The 16,849-nt window shown below is 60.6% G+C and carries 19 protein-coding genes, 1 tRNA gene and 1 pseudogene; 7 read left to right on the top strand and 14 right to left on the bottom strand.

The window, feature by feature from the left end:
- Positions 1-3: 3 nt before the first annotated feature.
- The 9 genes and pseudogenes from NG898_RS05805 to NG898_RS05765 all read right to left on the bottom strand — a co-directional run bounded on the left by NG898_RS05805 (position 4) and on the right by NG898_RS05765 (position 8,570).
- Positions 4-393: a 5-carboxymethyl-2-hydroxymuconate Delta-isomerase gene (locus tag NG898_RS05805; RefSeq protein ID WP_252691455.1), complete on the bottom strand. Its 390-nt coding sequence runs from the start codon at positions 391-393 to the stop codon at positions 4-6.
- A 10-nt stretch (positions 394-403) separates the two neighbouring features.
- Positions 404-1,273 carry a 3,4-dihydroxyphenylacetate 2,3-dioxygenase gene (gene hpaD, locus NG898_RS05800; RefSeq protein ID WP_252691454.1) on the bottom strand — a complete coding sequence of 290 codons (870 nt, stop codon included), beginning with the start codon at positions 1,271-1,273 and terminating at the stop codon, positions 404-406.
- Positions 1,274-1,317: 44 nt separating this feature from the next.
- Positions 1,318-2,799, bottom strand: coding sequence for a 5-carboxymethyl-2-hydroxymuconate semialdehyde dehydrogenase (hpaE, locus tag NG898_RS05795; protein WP_252691453.1), 1,482 nt, complete (start codon positions 2,797-2,799; stop codon positions 1,318-1,320).
- On the bottom strand, positions 2,796-3,566 hold the full coding sequence (locus NG898_RS05790) for a fumarylacetoacetate hydrolase family protein (RefSeq protein ID WP_252691452.1): 771 nt from the start codon (positions 3,564-3,566) through the stop codon (positions 2,796-2,798). The genes hpaE and NG898_RS05790 overlap by 4 nt, the downstream gene beginning before the upstream one ends.
- Positions 3,563-4,312 (bottom strand): fumarylacetoacetate hydrolase family protein, encoded by a 750-nt coding sequence (locus NG898_RS05785; protein WP_252691451.1) that lies wholly within the window; start codon positions 4,310-4,312, stop codon positions 3,563-3,565. The genes NG898_RS05790 and NG898_RS05785 overlap by 4 nt, the downstream gene beginning before the upstream one ends.
- Before the next feature lie 187 nt (positions 4,313-4,499).
- Complete coding sequence (locus NG898_RS05780) at positions 4,500-4,790, bottom strand: DUF1488 family protein (protein ID WP_092970102.1); 291 nt, start codon at positions 4,788-4,790, stop codon at positions 4,500-4,502.
- Positions 4,791-5,332: 542 nt separating this feature from the next.
- Positions 5,333-6,763: a branched-chain amino acid transporter BcaP gene (locus NG898_RS05775; RefSeq protein ID WP_282562356.1), complete on the bottom strand. Its 1,431-nt coding sequence runs from the start codon at positions 6,761-6,763 to the stop codon at positions 5,333-5,335.
- Positions 6,764-6,954: 191 nt separating this feature from the next.
- Positions 6,955-8,028 carry a DNA polymerase IV gene (gene dinB, locus NG898_RS05770; RefSeq protein ID WP_260771880.1) on the bottom strand — a complete coding sequence of 358 codons (1,074 nt, stop codon included), beginning with the start codon at positions 8,026-8,028 and terminating at the stop codon, positions 6,955-6,957.
- Between the two features lie 172 nt (positions 8,029-8,200).
- Positions 8,201-8,570 (bottom strand): annotated as a pseudogene (locus NG898_RS05765) (hypothetical protein).
- 314 nt (positions 8,571-8,884) lie between these two features.
- Between NG898_RS05765 and NG898_RS05760 the strand changes: the two are divergent.
- A complete protein-coding gene (locus tag NG898_RS05760) occupies positions 8,885-9,823 on the top strand; it encodes an aldose epimerase family protein (protein WP_252691621.1) in 939 nt (312 codons plus the stop codon).
- A gap of 9 nt (positions 9,824-9,832) precedes the next feature.
- Here NG898_RS05760 and NG898_RS05755 read toward each other — a convergent pair whose 3' ends face one another.
- Positions 9,833-10,168: a carboxymuconolactone decarboxylase family protein gene (locus tag NG898_RS05755; RefSeq protein WP_252691450.1), complete on the bottom strand. Its 336-nt coding sequence runs from the start codon at positions 10,166-10,168 to the stop codon at positions 9,833-9,835.
- 114 nt (positions 10,169-10,282) lie between these two features.
- Here NG898_RS05755 and NG898_RS05750 point away from each other — a divergent pair, with 114 nt between their 5' ends.
- A complete protein-coding gene (locus NG898_RS05750) occupies positions 10,283-11,197 on the top strand; it encodes a cupin domain-containing protein (protein WP_252691449.1) in 915 nt (304 codons plus the stop codon).
- 19 nt (positions 11,198-11,216) lie between these two features.
- Here NG898_RS05750 and NG898_RS05745 read toward each other — a convergent pair whose 3' ends face one another.
- Positions 11,217-11,672: a MerR family transcriptional regulator gene (locus tag NG898_RS05745; RefSeq protein WP_252691448.1), complete on the bottom strand. Its 456-nt coding sequence runs from the start codon at positions 11,670-11,672 to the stop codon at positions 11,217-11,219.
- Entirely contained in the window at positions 11,665-12,090 is a 426-nt protein-coding gene (locus NG898_RS05740; RefSeq protein WP_252691447.1) for a nuclear transport factor 2 family protein, read from the bottom strand. The genes NG898_RS05745 and NG898_RS05740 overlap by 8 nt, the downstream gene beginning before the upstream one ends.
- Positions 12,091-12,254: 164 nt before the next feature.
- On the opposite strand from NG898_RS05740, the gene NG898_RS05735 reads away from it, so the two are divergent.
- Positions 12,255-12,331 (top strand) — tRNA-Pro (locus NG898_RS05735).
- Positions 12,332-12,651: 320 nt separating this feature from the next.
- Positions 12,652-12,954 carry a hypothetical protein gene (locus NG898_RS05730; protein ID WP_252691446.1) on the top strand — a complete coding sequence of 101 codons (303 nt, stop codon included), beginning with the start codon at positions 12,652-12,654 and terminating at the stop codon, positions 12,952-12,954.
- A gap of 16 nt (positions 12,955-12,970) precedes the next feature.
- Here NG898_RS05730 and NG898_RS05725 read toward each other — a convergent pair whose 3' ends face one another.
- Positions 12,971-13,975: a ComEC/Rec2 family competence protein gene (locus NG898_RS05725; protein ID WP_252691445.1), complete on the bottom strand. Its 1,005-nt coding sequence runs from the start codon at positions 13,973-13,975 to the stop codon at positions 12,971-12,973.
- Positions 13,953-15,176, bottom strand: a complete 1,224-nt coding sequence (locus NG898_RS05720) for a patatin-like phospholipase family protein (protein WP_289812983.1) — start codon at positions 15,174-15,176, stop codon at positions 13,953-13,955. The genes NG898_RS05725 and NG898_RS05720 overlap by 23 nt, the downstream gene beginning before the upstream one ends.
- Before the next feature lie 126 nt (positions 15,177-15,302).
- Here NG898_RS05720 and NG898_RS05715 point away from each other — a divergent pair, with 126 nt between their 5' ends.
- From NG898_RS05715 to NG898_RS05705, 3 genes are all read left to right on the top strand, one after another.
- The gene (locus NG898_RS05715) at positions 15,303-15,641 is read left to right on the top strand and encodes a hypothetical protein (RefSeq protein ID WP_252691443.1); all 339 of its coding nucleotides are present in this window, start codon (positions 15,303-15,305) and stop codon (positions 15,639-15,641) included.
- A gap of 10 nt (positions 15,642-15,651) precedes the next feature.
- A complete protein-coding gene (locus NG898_RS05710; RefSeq protein ID WP_252691442.1) occupies positions 15,652-15,945 on the top strand; it encodes a hypothetical protein in 294 nt (97 codons plus the stop codon).
- A gap of 343 nt (positions 15,946-16,288) precedes the next feature.
- Positions 16,289-16,822, top strand: coding sequence for a hypothetical protein (locus NG898_RS05705; protein ID WP_252691441.1), 534 nt, complete (start codon positions 16,289-16,291; stop codon positions 16,820-16,822).
- Positions 16,823-16,849: the final 27 nt, after the last annotated feature.

Genomic DNA, 16,849 nt, shown 5'->3' with positions numbered 1-16,849 from the left:
GGGTCAAGCCTTGCGAAAACGCGCGTGGATGTTGTTGTGCTTATAGCTGCCGCCCTCGTCGAACTCGGTCAATTCCATCGACAGCGCCAGATAGCGGCGCGCAAAGGCTTGCGCAAAATGTGCCTTGATGGCCTCGAACAGCGCGTCGCACGCGGCCTTCTTGACCTCAGGCGTGCGGCCCGCTCCGATCTTGAGCGTGACGTGGACGAAAGCATCGTCCTCCTTGCCGTCCGCCACGCGGTACTCGGTCAGCTTGATGGCGCGCGAGCGGATACCGCCAGTGGGAAATACGCCGTTCTGCGCCATCAGCGTCTCGTTCATCGCCTGCAGCAATTCCGGAATGCGGGCGTCATCGCCCAAGTTATCGGTGTATTCGACGATCACATGTGGCATGGCGACCTCCTCACACTCCAGTTTGACCACGCGTGGGCAGCGGAAAGATCGCGTTGATCTGTCCGGTGCCGGAACTGGGGAAATACTCGGTGACGACCTCAACGCCCTTGTCATAGGCATCCCAGCCAAGCAGACCAAGCAACATGGCCGTGTCGTGCATGCCGCCCTCGCCCTCGCACAGCGAGGCGTATTCGGGCAGCATCGCGCAGAAGGTCTTCCAGTCGCCCTGCTTCCATAGTTCGACCACGCGCAGATCGACTTGCCTGAAGAACTCGCGGCTGATCTGATGGATGGATTCTTCGGGGCTTCCGTTGTCGTTGAAACGGTGCGAGAGCGATCCGCTGGCAAGAAATGCGACGTTGCTGTCGCTGGCCTCGATGGCTTCAAGCAGCGCGGCGCCAAAGCGGCGGCTTTCTTCCAGTTTGTGCCACGCGCACCAGCCCGCGATCGACACGACCTTGAAGTGCTGGTCGCTGTTCATGTACCGCATCGGCACCAGCGTGCCGTACTCGAGCTCAAGGCTGTCGATTTCGTGCGCACGCGTGAACACACCGCGCGCCGATGCCGTCTCCGCAATCAATCGACCAAGCGCCGGGTTGCCCGGATACGCGTACCGCATGTCCTTGATGAAATGCGGCAGCTCATTGCTCGTGTAGACGCCTTCGAAGCGCGCATTGCAATTGACGTGGTAGCCGGCGTTGACCAGCCAGTGCACGTCGGACACGACGATGGTGTCCACGCCCAGATCGCGGCAACGCTGTCCGATGATGCGGTGGCCCTCGATGGCCGCCTCGCGGCAGCCATGATGCTTGCCCGGCAGTTCCGACAGGTACATCGACGGCACGTGGGTGATCTTCGCGGCCAAGGCCAGCTTGCCCATGGTGTCTCCTTCCGCCCTTGTTGTGTGGTGCGTCCAGCGGCGCGTCAAACGCCCCAGCGCGGGATATGGTGGCTGCCCATCGAGATGCAGACGTTCTTGATTTCGGCAAACACCTCCAGACTGTACTCGCCGCCCTCACGCCCGGTGCCGGATGCTTTCACACCCCCAAACGGCTGACGCAAATCGCGCACGTTCTGGCTATTGACGAACACCATGCCGGCTTCGATACCGCGCGCCACGCGGTGCACCTTGCCGACGTCCTGCGTCCAGATGTACGAAGCCAAGCCATATTCCACGTCATTGGCGAGTTTCAGGCCATCGGCCTCATCCTTGAACGGGATCAGGCAAGCCACCGGGCCAAAGATTTCCTCCTGGGCGACTCGCATGCGGTTGTCGACGTTAGCCAGCACCGTGGGCGCGACGAAGTTGCCGTTCTGCAGGTGGTCGGGCAGGCCTGCGGGCTTCTCTGCGCCGCCGGCCAGAAGCTTCGCACCTTCCTGTTCGCCCAGGCGGATGTAACCGGTGACCTTCTCCCAATGCGCGCGCGTGATCATCGAGCCGACATTGGTCTTCTCGTCCGCCGGATCGCCCACCACAAGCCGTTTGGCACGCTCGGCGAACTTGCGTACGAAATCGTCGTAGACGCTCTCTTGCACGAAGATGCGCGAACCGGCCGTGCAGCGCTCGCCGTTGATCGAGAAGATGGTGAACAGCGACGCATCCAGCGCGCGATCCAGGTCCGCATCATCGAAGATGAGCACGGGCGATTTTCCGCCCAGCTCCATCGAGAATTTCTTCAGACCGGCGCGCTCCATGATCCGCTTGCCGGTCGTCGTACCGCCCGTGAACGACACCACCCGCACATCTGGATGGCGCACCAGCGCGTCGCCGGCCGTGGCGCCGTAGCCTTGCACCACGTTCAGCACACCGGGCGGAATGCCGGCTTCCAGCGCCAGGCGACCAAGTTGATCCGCGGTCAGCGGCGACAGTTCCGACATCTTCAGCACAGCCGTATTGCCCAGTGCCAGGCACGGCGCGACCTTCCAGGTGGCCGTCATGAACGGCACGTTCCAAGGCGAGATCAACGCGCACACGCCCACCGGCTGATACAGCGTGTAATTCAGCATCTGATCATCCACCGGATACGTGCGGCCGTTGACCTGCGTGCACACCTCGGCGAAGAAATGGAAGTTCTCGGAAGCACGCGGAATGAGCTGCTTGCTCGTCTGCGCGATCGGCAGACCGGTGTCCATCGTCTCCAGCGCCGCGAGGTGCGGCACGTTCTGCTCGATCAGCTCGCCCAGTCGGCGCATGAGCTTGGCGCGTTGCTTGGCCGGCGTGTTCGCCCAAGCCGGGAACGCGGCCTTGGCCGCCGCTACCGCCGCGTTGATCTCGGCTTCACCGCCCGACGCCACCTCGACGATGGCCTCGCCCGTTGCCGGGTTGGTCGTGATGAAACGCTCCACGCTGTCGACCTGACGGCCATCGATCCAATGCTTGACAGGGTCCATGTTGACGGCGCTCATGCGGGCTCCTTGTTCGGTTCTTCGGCAACGATGGTGCTCACCAGCCTGCCGATGCCTTCAATTTCTGTGATGACTTCGTCGCCGGGTTGCGTATCGGCCAAGCCCTCTGGCGTGCCAGTCAAAATCATGTCGCCGGGGCTGAGCGTCATGAAGCTGGAGAACCACGCGATCAGCGCCGGAACGTCGAAGATCATGTCGCGCGTGTTGCCCTCTTGCGTGACTCGGCCGTTGACGGTGGTGCGCAGCGCGAGCTTCATCGGGTCTGGCACATCGTCTCGGTCAACCAGCCACGGCCCGATGGGCGTGCAGGTGTCGCGGCTTTTCACGCGCAGATTCGGGCGGTAATAGTTCTCGAGATAGTCGCGGATGGCGTAATCGTTGGCCACCGTATATCCGGCCACGTAGTCATAGGCATGCTCGCGCGGCACATTGCGAGCGGTCTTGCCGATGACCACGACCAACTCGCATTCGTAATGCATGAACGCAACGCCAGCGGGGCGCACGGTGTGGGCGCGATGACCGATCAGCGTATTCGGCCCTTTCAGGAACGCGAGCGGCTCCTCGGGCGCTTTGAAGGCCAACTCCTTGGCGTGGTCGGCGTAGTTCAGGCCCAGCGCGAAGACGGTGCGGGGTTCCACCGGCGGCAGCCAGACGACCTCGGTTTCGCGCAAAACGCGGCCGTCGGCCAGTCGCAGGCGGGTGTCGTCGCCGGGCATGGCGGTAGCGTGATGGATCGCGCCGTCATAGGCAATACGCGCGTGTTTCATCGCGAAACCTCCGATTGGCGGATCAACGTCGTCGTCAGCGTGCCAATGTGGGCGATGTCGATATCGATGCGATCCCCTGCGCGCGCCAGCGGCGGATTCTCGGGCATGCCGACGAGCAGCACATCGCCCGCATCAAGCGTCATGAATGCCGTCACGTCGGCGAGCAGTTGCGCGATCGGCCGCACCAGCGTCGATGTATTTGCGCGCTGTTTGATCTCACCGTTGATGCGCACGGTGATATCAAGCGCATCGGCGTCGGGCACATCTTCGCGATCGACCATCCATGGTCCCATCGGGCAAAAGCCATCGCGGCACTTGTGGCGGATCACCGGGCGATAGTAGCTCGCATGCGGCACGGTCAGGTCGTTGACGACGGTGTAGCCGGCGATGAAATTGGCGGCCTGCAGCGCGGGCACGCCCGTGGCGGTACGACCGATCACCACGCCCAGGCAAGCACCGGCCCAAACACCATCTACGTCTGCCGGCAGAGCAACATCGTGGTCATGACCAATGCGCGTGTTGGCCGGCTTGAGATACAGGATGGGCGCCTTGGGCGGCGCTTGGTAAGGCGGCGCAGATAGCGCATCGCCCAGCGCATCCAGTTCGCCGCGGTAGTTCAGCAACGCGCCGACGACGGTACCTTCGACCGGCGGCAGCCAACGCAAGGAAACAGCAGGCTCTGCCGCGGAGGCGAACACCCGCTCCACGATTTGCCCCTGCGGCAATATCACTCTGCCTCGCAGCATGGTGTCTCCTGCCTCCTCATATAATTAACATGTTAATCATCTGATTGGATTGCGGCCCTGTCAAGTCGGGAAACTGCGGCTCAATGAAAAAGCCGGTCACGCGGACCGGCTTTTCAGACGGCGGACGATGTGTCCGCCATGCAGAGGCATCGGGCACGCCGATGTCTACGCGGGCAATCGATCAGACTCAGGCCACGGCAATATGCGCGCGCTTGACCACGACCGGTTGCGGCAAATCATCTAATCCATGAGATCGCTGCACGCCGTCTGCAATGAGCACGCGGGCGGCATCCTGGATCCGCTCTTGGCCAGCCTCGAAGGCTGCCTGAAGCGACAACACCTGATCACCTTCCAGGCCTTCCCAAAGCGCCTCGCGCGTTGCCACGCAAGTCACCTTTTCACCGTCGACCAGTGCGTCGAACAGCAGGCCTTCGTTGTTGATGTCGTACGCCTCTTTCTTTTCGAACTTGATTTCCATCGTCAAAGCCCTCCGATTGCAATGGACAACAACGCACACGCTGTTGCGTGGAAACTTTGCGGGGGGGCCGGCAAGGTTTCGTCAGACATCGTGTCTGGCTGCACAAATCATTTTAACCACAGCTTGCGATGCACGTGCGAGCGTCATTTGCAGCATCGCAGCCGTTGAATGGTGGCTTGAAGCCGCTATCCCAGGCGGCATCAGGCCTCGCGCGCCCTTTCGTCGCAGCTATGCTTTTTTGTCAGGGCCGCGCGCTTGCCCCTTTAAGCAAAGCGGAGGCCACACGCAAGGCGCGTGCCGGGCGTGCAGCCAAAGTGTGCCTGCTAATGCAACCACATGGTTTGCGACACGTCGGTGTCAGCGCGGGATGCGTTGGAACCCTCGCTAAAAAAGCGCGCGGGTTGAACGCAATACATCGACGTTGTAATAGTTGCGCGCCGACTGAGAGAAAAACCACTCAAAACCACTCAGTCGGCGATTCGAACGACGGTGTTTGACCGCGTCGCAGCCATGTCGTCAGGGAATGGATGCGCCCTTCTTGGTCAGTGCACGGTTTCGGAAACCGGCGCAGCGCCATGATCCGACGTGTGCAGCAGCGAACGACGACGCGCATATCCGAAGTACACCAGCAAGCCGATCGCAACCCACACCACAAAGGCGATCCAGGTAACGGCTTGCAGGTGGCTCATCAGGAACAGGCACATGCCGATAGCCAGCAGCGGCACCACCGGCACGCCGGGGCAACGGAAGCCACGATGCAAGTCCGGACGCGTGCGACGCAGCACCAACACGGCAACGGCAATCAGCGAGAACGCCGCCAGCGTGCCGATGTTGATCAGCTCCGCCAGCACATTCAGTGGCACGAACGCAGCGATCACAGCGAAGACGATGCCGACCACCCAGGTGTTCAGAAACGGCGTCGCATAGCGCGGATGGATGTGCGACAACCGCTTGGGCAGCAGCCCGTCGCGCGACATCGCGAAGATGATGCGGGTCTGGCCATACGCCATCACCAGAATCACGGTCGTCATGCCGATGATGGCACCCAGATCGACAAAGCCCGCCACCCAGCCTTCACCGGCCATCTGCAACGCCAGCGACACGGGGTGATCCACGCCCGCAAACTTCGCGAACGGCACGATGCCCGTCATGATGGCGGCCACCAGCACATAGAGAATCGTGCAGACCGCCAGCGAACCAATGATGCCGATCGGCAAGTCGCGCTTGGGATTGCGCACCTCTTCGGCCGCGGACGTCACCGCATCGAAACCGATAAAGGCGAAGAACACGATGGCCGCCGCGCCGAACACGCCTTCCATGCCGAACGGCATAAACGGCTGCCAGTTGGCGGGCTGCACATGGCGCACGCCCACGACGATGAACAGCAGCACCACCGTCACCTTGATCGCGACCATGATGTTGTTGGCGCGCGCCGATTCGCGAATGCCGAACGACAGCAGCGTCGTGATCAGCAGCATGATCACCAGCGCCGGCAGGTTGAACAGCGTCTGCACGCCGGGAATTGCACCCGGCGCAGCGGTGAGCGCCACAGGCAGATGGAGACCGAAGCCAGACAGCAGCGATTGGAAATAGCCGGACCAACCCACCGAAACAGCAGATGTGGCCAAGCCATATTCGAGCATCAGATCCCAGCCGATGATCCAGGCGACCAGCTCGCCCATCGTGGCGTAGGCATACGTATAGATGGAGCCCGACACGGGGATGGTCGAGGCGAATTCGGCGTAGCACAGCGCGGCAAACCCGCAGGCGAGCGCGGCGAATACGAAGGACAACGTTAGCGCCGGCCCCGCTGTCAGCGCGCCGGTGCCGGTCAAAACGAAGATGCCGGTACCGATGATGGCGCCGACGCCCAGGAACGTCAGGTCCAGGGGCCCGAGGACTTTCTTCAGGCCGGTATTGCTGTGACCCGTGCGGATCATGTGATCCACGTTTTTGGTACGAAACAAACTCATTGACTGCGTCTCCTGTCTGCGTGCTGCCGAATGTGACGGCATGCACTGTCGCGCACGTGTGGTGCGCGGCGGCGGATTATGCAAAAAAGCGGGCATTCTACTCGCTGGCGACATTCCGCCCTTCTATCGCCGGCATGCAGACAGGAAAATAGGACAATTCGTATCCGATTGCCGGCTCGGCCGGTTCAATCTCAGTCGGTGCCGGCCAGGTCTTCGGCAAACAGCGGTTGCTGGCGCGCATGCGCATCCGACTCATATAGCCGCACGCCCACGCCGAGCAGCCGCACGGGAATGCCGCGGCGCTCAAACCCCTGCGCCAGCAGCTTGGAGAACACCGGCAAGGACACCTGCGGAGAGATGCACTCGACCGTCGTGCCACGAAAATCGGCAAAACGCAGCTTGACGTAGGTTTTGTGGATCATGTTGCCTGCGCGGGCACGCTCGACGCGGGCGGCCAACTGCTCGACGAGGACAATCAATTCGCGTTGGCAGTCATCGAGCGTGCGCAGATCCGTGGCGTAGGTTTCTTCCACGCTGACTGACTTGCGGACTTGCGAGGGCTGCACCTGCCGATGATCGATGCCGCGGCAAAGGTCGTGCAGCCGGAAGCCAAACACGCCGAAATGCTGCTGCAAGCGGTCGGTGCCCCAGCCGCGTAAATCACCGCAGGTTTCCGCACCCAGGCGGCGCAGCTTGGCAGCGGTCACCTTGCCCACGCCGAACAGGCGGTCGACGGGCAGCTCTGCAACAAACGCGTCGATCTGCTCCGGCCGCACAACGAACAGGCCATCAGGCTTGTTCCAGTCGCTGGCGATCTTGGCGATGAACTTGTTGGGCGCAACGCCCGCCGACACGGTAATGCCGATTTCTTCGCGCACGCGGCGGCGGATGTCTTCTGCGATGCGCGTGCCGCTGCCCGCAAGCATGGGGCTGTCGGTCACGTCCAGGTACGCTTCGTCCAGCGAGAGCGGCTCCACCAGCGGCGTATAGCTGTGATAGATGGCGAAGATCTGGCGCGCGACCTGGCGGTACTTCTCCATGGACGGCGGCACGATCAGCAAGTCCGGACAGCGCTTGACGGCCTGCGCCATGGGCATCGCCGAATGGATGCCGAACTTGCGCGCCTCGTAGTTGCAGGTTGCGACCACGCCGCGCCGCTCCGGCCGCCCACCGACGGCCAGCGGCTTGCCAACGAGGCGCGGATCGTCGCGCATTTCGATGGCGGCGTAAAAACAATCGCAGTCGCAGTGGATGATCTTTCGCACGGCACAAGGCCAGAACCGGCCGCTGGAAGCCGCGTCGGTGTCGGGCTTGCTCGTTCAGGAGGAACGCAAGCGTATCAGCTTCAGCCGGCTGCGCACGCAACGCCGCGCAACAATGCATTTCGCCGATATTGCAACGCAACATCGGCGAATGAGGGGACTGGAAGAATGCGGCTTAGCGGCCGATATCGTGCGAGACGGAGCCCAGTTCGTCGTTCAGCGCGTGCTGCTCATCGCCAGACAAGCCACCGCGATGCTGGCTGGCCATGTCGTTGGCTTCCTGGCGGATGCGGCGCAGGCGGTCGCGCAGGCCGTCGGCACGGTACGGATCGATGTAGCCCTGCGATTGGCGAACGTCGATACGGTGGAATTCTTCCGCGAGGCGGCCCTGGATTTGGTCAAAGCGCGCGCGGGTCTACGGGCGCCGCAACGGGAACCGGCTCACGCACCACCACCGTGCGCGTTGGCTGCGGGGGCGCCACGACACAACCGGCCATGGAGGCCGCCAGCACTGCGCACAGGGTCAGACGCGGAAGAATCGACATGATTGGGCTCGTATTGTCGTTGTAGAAACGCGCAGTCGCGCGAGGACTGGCGCTATCTTACGAACCGCTTCACGCAAAGCTGTGACGATTGGTAACAGCAGATTACTTCCGCGACAGCTCCGGTGGTTCGACCGGCGGCGGGGGTTCATCGGGCGATGGCAGATCAGGGGGAATTCCCGGCGGCGAAGGCTCGTCGGGCGGGGGAACGGTATGTGCGGGCAGCACGCAATTGACGGACATGGTTTCCCTCCGGGCAAAACGCATTGACAATCTAGTACGCGATTCCCATGCCAACAAGTCACTCCACCCAACCTATGCACGACCTGCCAACCGCTCGCTTTCAGGATCGCACGCTCATCCGCATCGGCGACTCGCGTGCTGACGGCTCCATGCTGCTGCTCGCGCCGGAAGCCGGCGGCCGGCTGGTGCGCTGGCGCCATCGCGGCGAAGACATCCTCTTCTGGCCCGAAACGGCTGACTGGTCGAATCCGGCCAAAGTGCGTGGCGGAAATCCGCTGCTCTTTCCCTTCATCGGCCGGCATTTTGTAGATGGCCAAGTCGGCCGCTGGCACGACGCGCGCGGGCAACTTCATGAGCTCCCGCAACACGGCTTTGCACGCGACATGCCGTTCGAGGTGGAAGACGCAAGCGACACACACATCGTCTTACTGCTACGCGACAGCCCCCAGACGCGCCAAGGCTATCCATTCGCCTTCGAATTTCGCGTGACGTACCGGCTGATTGACGACCGGCTGGAGGCGACCTTCTCCGTCAAGCATCTGGACGAAGGCGACGCGCATGCGCCGATGCCCTTCTACGCCGGCCATCATTTCTACCTGGCGCTACCGCATGCACTGCGCGGCGCGACCGAGTTGTTGATGCCGCCGGCGCGACTCTCGCGCCAACTGCCCGATGGCAGTCTCGACAGACCCGAGCCGGGGCGCAGAACCTACCAGCTCGACGACCCAGCCCTGCAAGACCGATATCACCTGCTCGATGACGCCGGCGCAGCCACGCTGGTCATTCCGCCGCATGCGGAAGCGCCGCTCGGACGGCGTATTCGCTTCGAGGTGGACGGCGCGCCGGTGCCCTGGCACGCCATCACCACCTGGACAGAAAACGCCACGTCGGACTTCTATTGCGTCGAACCATGGATGGGCTTGCCGAACGCAATCCACCACGGCGAAGGCCTGCACCTGCTCGCCCCCGGCGGCACCCGGCAGGCAACCTGCCGCCTGCGGATCGCACGGTAACCAACGCGGTCAGGCCTTCTCGTAGGCCTGCACCGCGTCCATCACACGCGCCGAGTACACCAACGCTGCCCCGGCATTGAGCGAAATCGCCACGCTCAGCGCGTCGGCAATCTCCGCATGCGTTGCGCCATGCTTGACCGCCTCGGCAGTGTGCACGGTGATACAGCCATCGCAACGCGTGGTCACTGCCACGGCCAGCGCGATCAGTTCGCGCGTCTTTGCATCGAGGCTGCCCGTCGTCGCAGCCGACAGCGTCTTGTAGCCCTTGACCGTATCCGGCGTGATCTGACCGATCTCGCCAATGCGACCCAGCAATTCCTTCCGATACTCGACCCAGTTCAGCATGATGTGCTCCGGTGGTGTGGCGCGGGCCCGATGCCGCGCCGTTGGAAAGAGTATTGTCTTTATGCGCGATCCATTGAATACTTAATTCAGGCAATTTTTGTCGCAATCGTCTCAATGGACGCACTCAGCCATTTCATTCAACTCACCCGGCCGCAGGCAAGCCTCGATTTGCGGTGCCTGTTCCAAGGGCCGTTCTCGATCCCACACGATCCGGAGCCAAATGGCCAAGTGCTGTTCCATCTCGTGCTGTCGGGCAGTTGTCTGATCGATACCGGTGGTCGCACGCTTACGCTGCGTGAGGGCGATTTCGTCCTTTTCCCGCGCGGCGAGGCCCACACGATTCACGACACCGGCGCTGCGGATGCGCCCGCCCGCAAGCCCCGCACCTCGCACGACGGTATGCTGCCGCTCCGCCTAACTGGCCGCGGTGCCGCAGAGGTCGACCTGCTCTGCGGCCGCTTCACTCACGAACCGGGTTCGACCACGCTGCTGGTCCGTACGCTGCCCGATCCACTGCACGTGTCATTGATTGCTAGTGCGTCGTTTCCGGCGCTGCAAGCACTCATTGGACTGATGCGCGACGAAGCCGAAACACGCGCACCTGGCGCGCTGGCGATTGTCACCTCGCTCAGCCAAGCGTTGCTGACGATGGCACTGCGCGTGTACGGCCAGCGCGAAAACGCCAGCCCCGGCACGCTGACGCTGCTGTCGGACGCGCGCCTCGGCCCATCTATACAGGCGATGCTTAGCGCGCCGGAACGCGCATGGACCATCGACGCCCTCGCCGATCTGGCGGCCATGTCGCGCGCCACCTATGCGCGGCACTTCAAGGCGCGCGCCGACATGACGGTGTGGGACTTTCTTACGCGCGTGCGCATGACGCTGGCCTGCGACGCGTTGGTCCATACGCAGCTCAGTGCGGGCGAAATCGGCGCGCGCGTCGGTTATCAATCCGAGGCGGCGTTCGGCAAGGCGTTCAGGCAGCAACTGGGAATGACGCCAGCGCGGTATCGGCGGGCGACGGGTTGATCGTCCGCCATCGCCATCGCTAGCGCTCAGGCTTGCGGCGAGTGCGCGTGCTCGCGGTGCTTTGCGACAGGCTGGGCTCGCGTGCCGGGCGCGTTCCCGTGGCCACCCATTCGCCGTAGAAATCGATCTTGCCGTCGATCAGCGCGAGCGAGCGCGTCCACTCGGCGATCATCCGCGTCACCTGCGCGCGATGCGCAACCAGCAACGCATGCCGAGCTTTCAAGGTGCTGCGGCCCTCGCACACCAGCGCCGTGTATTCGCGCATCTGCGCGACCGACATCCCCGTGTTGCGCAGACGCTCCATCAACTCAAGCCAGTTGACGTGCTGCTCGGTATAAACACGTCGCCCCGTTGCATCGCGCGCAACACCAGGAATCAACCCCTGCGCCTCATACCAACGAATCGTATGAATGCTGCGGCCCGTGCGTTCAGCCAACGCACCGATCAGCAAGCGAGCCGGATCGCGCTCAGCCATGGGACTCAGTGGAGACGTCCACCGGAGTGCCAAGGGCCCGGTTGACGAGATCTGTGTCGAAGTATTCGATCAGTTCGTGCATCTTGCCCTCTTGCATGCGGATGACGAAACAGTACTGATTGTTATAGGCAACGCCATCGCGCGTCGTGTTGCGACCTTGCGCTTCTACAACCACGGTATCGCCATCGGCTGTAAAGCGGTGGGCAACCGTCGTGATGCGACCAAGCTTCGCTCGCAGCGGAGCGAACAGCTCACCCAGCACCGTCTGCTTGCCTGCATAACGTCGCGACCACTGCGTGGTGCCAGTGCAAACCCAGCTGAAATCATCCGCCATGAGATCAACGAAGGGCTTGGCGTTGCTCACAGCCAGTTCGGCAAAAGCGGCTTGCAGGATCTGCTTGTTCTCGAGTGCGTTCATGGGAGTCTCCTAGTGTGAACGCTCTGATTACAGGTGCTAGAGCGCACTCTAGCGCAAGGACTTTCGTTGCCGCAGCCATGCGGAGCACCATCACACGGCGCCCGATCGAACTGCGAGCGAACTACTAGTCATGGGCACTACGCCTCTGTTATACTTTCAGGCTTCGGGGCGTAGCGCAGCCTGGTAGCGTACCTGCATGGGGTGCAGGTGGTCGGAGGTTCAAATCCTCTCGCCCCGACCAAATAAAAGCCAGTGTAATCAAGCGATTACACTGGCTTTTCTATTCCTCCGCGCGGCGCAGTTGGGGCTGAATATTTGACAGTGTCCAATATTCGATTGCTCTAATCCGTCGCCCGGCGCCGCAAATCCCCTGGTCCGCACCTCCTCGCGCTCCTACGAGTCGCACGGTACACGTTCGTCCGCAGCCCGCAAAGCGACCAGATACGCGTGCCCCAGTTGGTAGACGCGCCCTGCCTCGTCCGGCTTGCAGCGCTACACTCATCCGCGACCTAGCGGAGATCTGTTCGCCGCATAGAACGACAAGATCAAATTGAGGGAAGAGTGGAAGTCCTCGAATATGGCCCACACGCGTGGTACCTGCTCAGAGACGGGCAGAAGCTGTACCTCGACGTGAACTGCAATCACAGCTTTGCCTACTACAGCTTCACGATGCAGCTCAACAGCGACGAAGCCGCAAAGTACCGGCGCCGAGGCGGCCCCTACCTGGACGAACTGGCGCACGCCATCCAGTACTCGGCGCCAGGCGTGTCGGGTAGTCGGTCAATCTACACGGACAGGTTGACGGCCCCTGATATCACAGCCGAAGTAAATAACGCGATCAAGCTATGGCACGCACGCGGGTAGCCCTCGAAGTCCGCGCCTACCGCGGGCCCCGATTCTGACGGCTGTATAGATTCCGAACGGTGTCGGCGTTTTGGCTGAGCAAACGCCCTTTCTTACTCTCGAATTCCTTCACCGAAGACACCTTTGACGAATCTGACATCAGATTTGTCAACCGGTACTTCGTAGTATGAGAGCCAATTGACTCGATCAAAACGTCACCGGTTTTAGTGGTGAAGAGAGGGATCTTCAGTTCCCAGAGAACATCCCGAATTTCTTGACAAGGGTGATCATACTGGTTGTCAAAATTAGACGTGCAGATCGCTACAGAAGGGCGCACCGCTTCGAAGAAATTTTTAGTCGCAACCTTACTGGGAGCACCATGGTGAGGCAAGATTAGAATATCGACCTCTCGGCAAAATATCTTGCAAGATTTCAGGAGTGCCCCGATTTTCTCGTCTTCGATATCCCCAAGACTCGCGACATTAAAAGCCCCACCCCGAAACAACTTTACTGTTGAATTGTTATTTGAATTACCTTCATATATTTTTTTTGGATGATAAAGAAGATCTTTATATCCAAGATTCTCGCCTTTTTGAAGTGATGCGATGTAAGGTGGATCAACCGGGACAATCCTTACTGGTCGACCCCCAGCGGGCGCCGCATCCTTCGATTTTTTATAGTTTTTTATTATCGACAAAGCTTCCTTTGCCGACTCGGTATGAGGAGCGTACCCCGGATACTCAATCACCTTTGGATGAAGATTATCGATAATCCACTTAAGATCAGCCGGCTTGCAGTGATCATAGTCCCAACTTGTAATGTGCAAGCAGTCAATATTACTGCGATTCAGTGCGCCAAATTCATCCAGTAGTGATTTGTGGCTTATCGCCTCGGTTCTTCTCGCCTCGACCAAAGTCAGGTGATCACCATAGCTGTACGAATAAGAAGCTCCTGCCTCCCCCAACTGATACGCACGAAAGCGAGTCGAGACGGAACGCAGTGCAAGATCCTTGCTCGCGCTAAGAAATGGATTTACTCCCATACCCCACCTCTTCTTTTTTATTAACCAACATTTCTGTCTTTTTAACCACCTCGCAGCCATGTCGGCATATCAAATCGAATGCATCGTAACTCAGCATTTTCAGATCGGTAGGCCAGCGCGCGGCAATGTCAATTTGATCCGATGAGAGCCACTGACTTCCTTCGGCAACAGGTCCGGACAGGATCCTGCGTCTACTCGGTTCCGATCCAATTCCATAATACCGCCCTTTGATGGCACCCCGTTGAAGAGAGTTTATAAAACTTCTGACCCTAAGCGCTCGCGTTTGATCTAACGCAATCTCTACTGCGCGCCGCGCCCGCTTTATACTTAATTGCGCGGCCAGGCCTTCACGCGTTAGCGGCGCACCAGCGTCGGAAACAATGAGTTCGTCGACGCCATCCTTGAGAACTTGGCGCCCAGCATCAAACAATGGTTCCGTACCGAGGTTGTCATATATGCCGCCGTCCATTACGTGAATGCGCCTGAATGCCGGAGCGATTGCCACCTCATCGAATGTGTCGCCACCCCACTTCGGCCGCTTGGTCCAGGTAAAATTTTCCATAGCTATGGCCACCGGCCCAATGATGAATGGGTATGCTGCTGACGACGCTAGAGCGAGGGAAAGAGGAAACTCCGTTGCGGCGGCGTAACCCAGCTCGTAATCACCGCAGCGGTCATGCTTAAATCGGAACCGCCGACCTGTTTCAGCGGTTGTGCCATTGATCGACCATTCCCTCTCGAACCCGCTGATGGCATCGACGGGCACGTTGATGCCCCAGCACTCTTCCAGGGACATCGCGAGCAGATTCGCGCGAGAGAAAATGTGCCTCCACGCCCAAGGGCGCAATAAAAGCCTGGCGGTGTGCCGTTCAAGACAAACTGATGTCAAGGTGTCGCGTACGGCGGGCAAAACTGTATTTAGGTACTGGTCAGAAGTGGGCCAGCGCCAGCCCGTAAGCCGCCCTAGCAGTCCCATAAAGAGGGACCCGCCAGAGACGGTGGATAGTTTGGCTATTCCTTCGAGTGCTCGGCGCTCAGCGAGGGCTTGGAATACACCGGCGTGAAACGCCATGGCTCTAACCCCACCGCCCGAAAGTGCGATGCCCGTTTTTCCCAATCGCCCCGCCCCCAAGTGCGTGCTCTTTTGAGCACTAATGTGCAGATAGTTTAACGTCCCGCCCGAGAAGTAGGGCCCACCCATTAAGGGGGGCAGACGGGAATTACGAGATAGAACTGGAATGGGAGGAGCATCGCTCACGTCTGCATTGTCTACGTTGACGCGTAGCATCCGGCCTACGATACTGTGTAAACATACAGTACTCGTACCATGCCCTACCCCCTCCGCATCGAATACCCCGCGCTCAGCACCGAGCAACTGACGGCCATCGGCGACCGCTATGGCCACGACCCTGTCGTGCGGCGGCTGGTGATGGAAGTGCAGGCGCTGCGCAACCTCGTCTTCCGCGTCCACCAGGTCGCGGAGGCCGCCGGCCCGGGCGGCCGGACAGACGCGTTCGGCATTGCCGTCGCGGCGCTGCACGAAGAGCTCGCGGCGGAGACATGGTTTCACGAGGAAGTTGCGCGCAAGGAGGCATACCGCGCGTCCCTCTCCGCCGAGCCCGCGCCCCATGACCGCCGGGCCATGCGCAACGCTCGCAAATGGTGACGGTGCGCCCATGTCGAAACCCATCCGCGAGCGCTTTCCCGCGCTCACTCTTGCCGAGCTGCACCAGCTGGCCGAAGAGCACCGAGACAACGAAACCGTCATGCGGCTCCTCTGGGAGATCCGCGCTCTTCACGTCATCGGTTACCACGCGTGGCGCGTAGAAACGGAAGAGTATTTTGTCCACCCGGACAACCCGCTCGGCGCCGCGGTGTTGGCCTTGCGGGCAGTACTGCAACAAGAGAGCTGGCTGTCAGAGATGATCGTCAAGGTCAGAGGCAAGCGACCGCCAGTCGACCGAAGGTAGCAGCTCACCCGAGAGCGCTGCACCCATGTGCAACTACGCGCAGATCGACGTCGACTATTTGAGCACCCTCTCACGCTCAATTTGCGCTGGCGCAAATGGGCCGGGCTTGGACAGCCAGTTGCATCGCTGAGCTGAGCATGCTCTTGTCTATGCTCGCGAAATACTGGTCAAATACATCTTCAAGATGCGGGATGGCTCTCTGCGAACTGTCAGGGACAACGAAGAAAATCCTTCAGCTTCTGACGTTCCGGTCGATCAGCTAGAACACATAGACATCGTAGGGAGCGTCAAGTACCGGTCCGGAATGGTTTTTTAACTACTAATACAACTTCAAAGGGATGGGATGAGGACGATTACCACTGCCGCGCTGGTTGCGCTGGCACTTGCCGGCTGCGGAGACGATAGCGGTCGCTCAGGTGTAGAAAAAGCGCCAGAACCAACCGGCCAATTGGCGTGCACCTCGGAAGGCGTAAAGCCCTACGCCATCAACATGATTTCGACGGCAGATGAGGTCGAAGTGTGCAACGCAATCAAAGCGTCGCAAGGCGACGTGCCGTCGGTCCAATTTTTTCAAGACTTCTCGAAGGTTGTGGTGGCGTTCAAAATCAAGGGCAGCAAAGAGGACGCGCGCGAGCTGTCTTATCAGCTTATGAACGTCATCGAGGCACGCGGGAAGTCTGGTACGGACGACGCCACCAAGTTCAATACCGCCGACGTGGTCTTTCGGATGTACGATGCCTCAAATGGCCGTATCACGCCCCGCGACGTAAATATCTTCCTTCGCAACAGCGGCCCGCTCGCACACACACTCAGCGATGATGGGCTGATTGAGTCCATGGCGCTTGTTATGGAGAGAAAGAAGGCGGTGGGCCTTTAAGCCCCAGCTCTATCCCGGGGCGACACT

Source organism: Ralstonia mojiangensis, from assembly GCF_023955645.1.
Taxonomy (GTDB): Bacteria; Pseudomonadota; Gammaproteobacteria; order Burkholderiales; family Burkholderiaceae; genus Ralstonia; species Ralstonia mojiangensis.
Note: the sequence above shows the minus strand (reverse complement) of the source record. Positions and strands in the feature narration are given on the sequence as shown.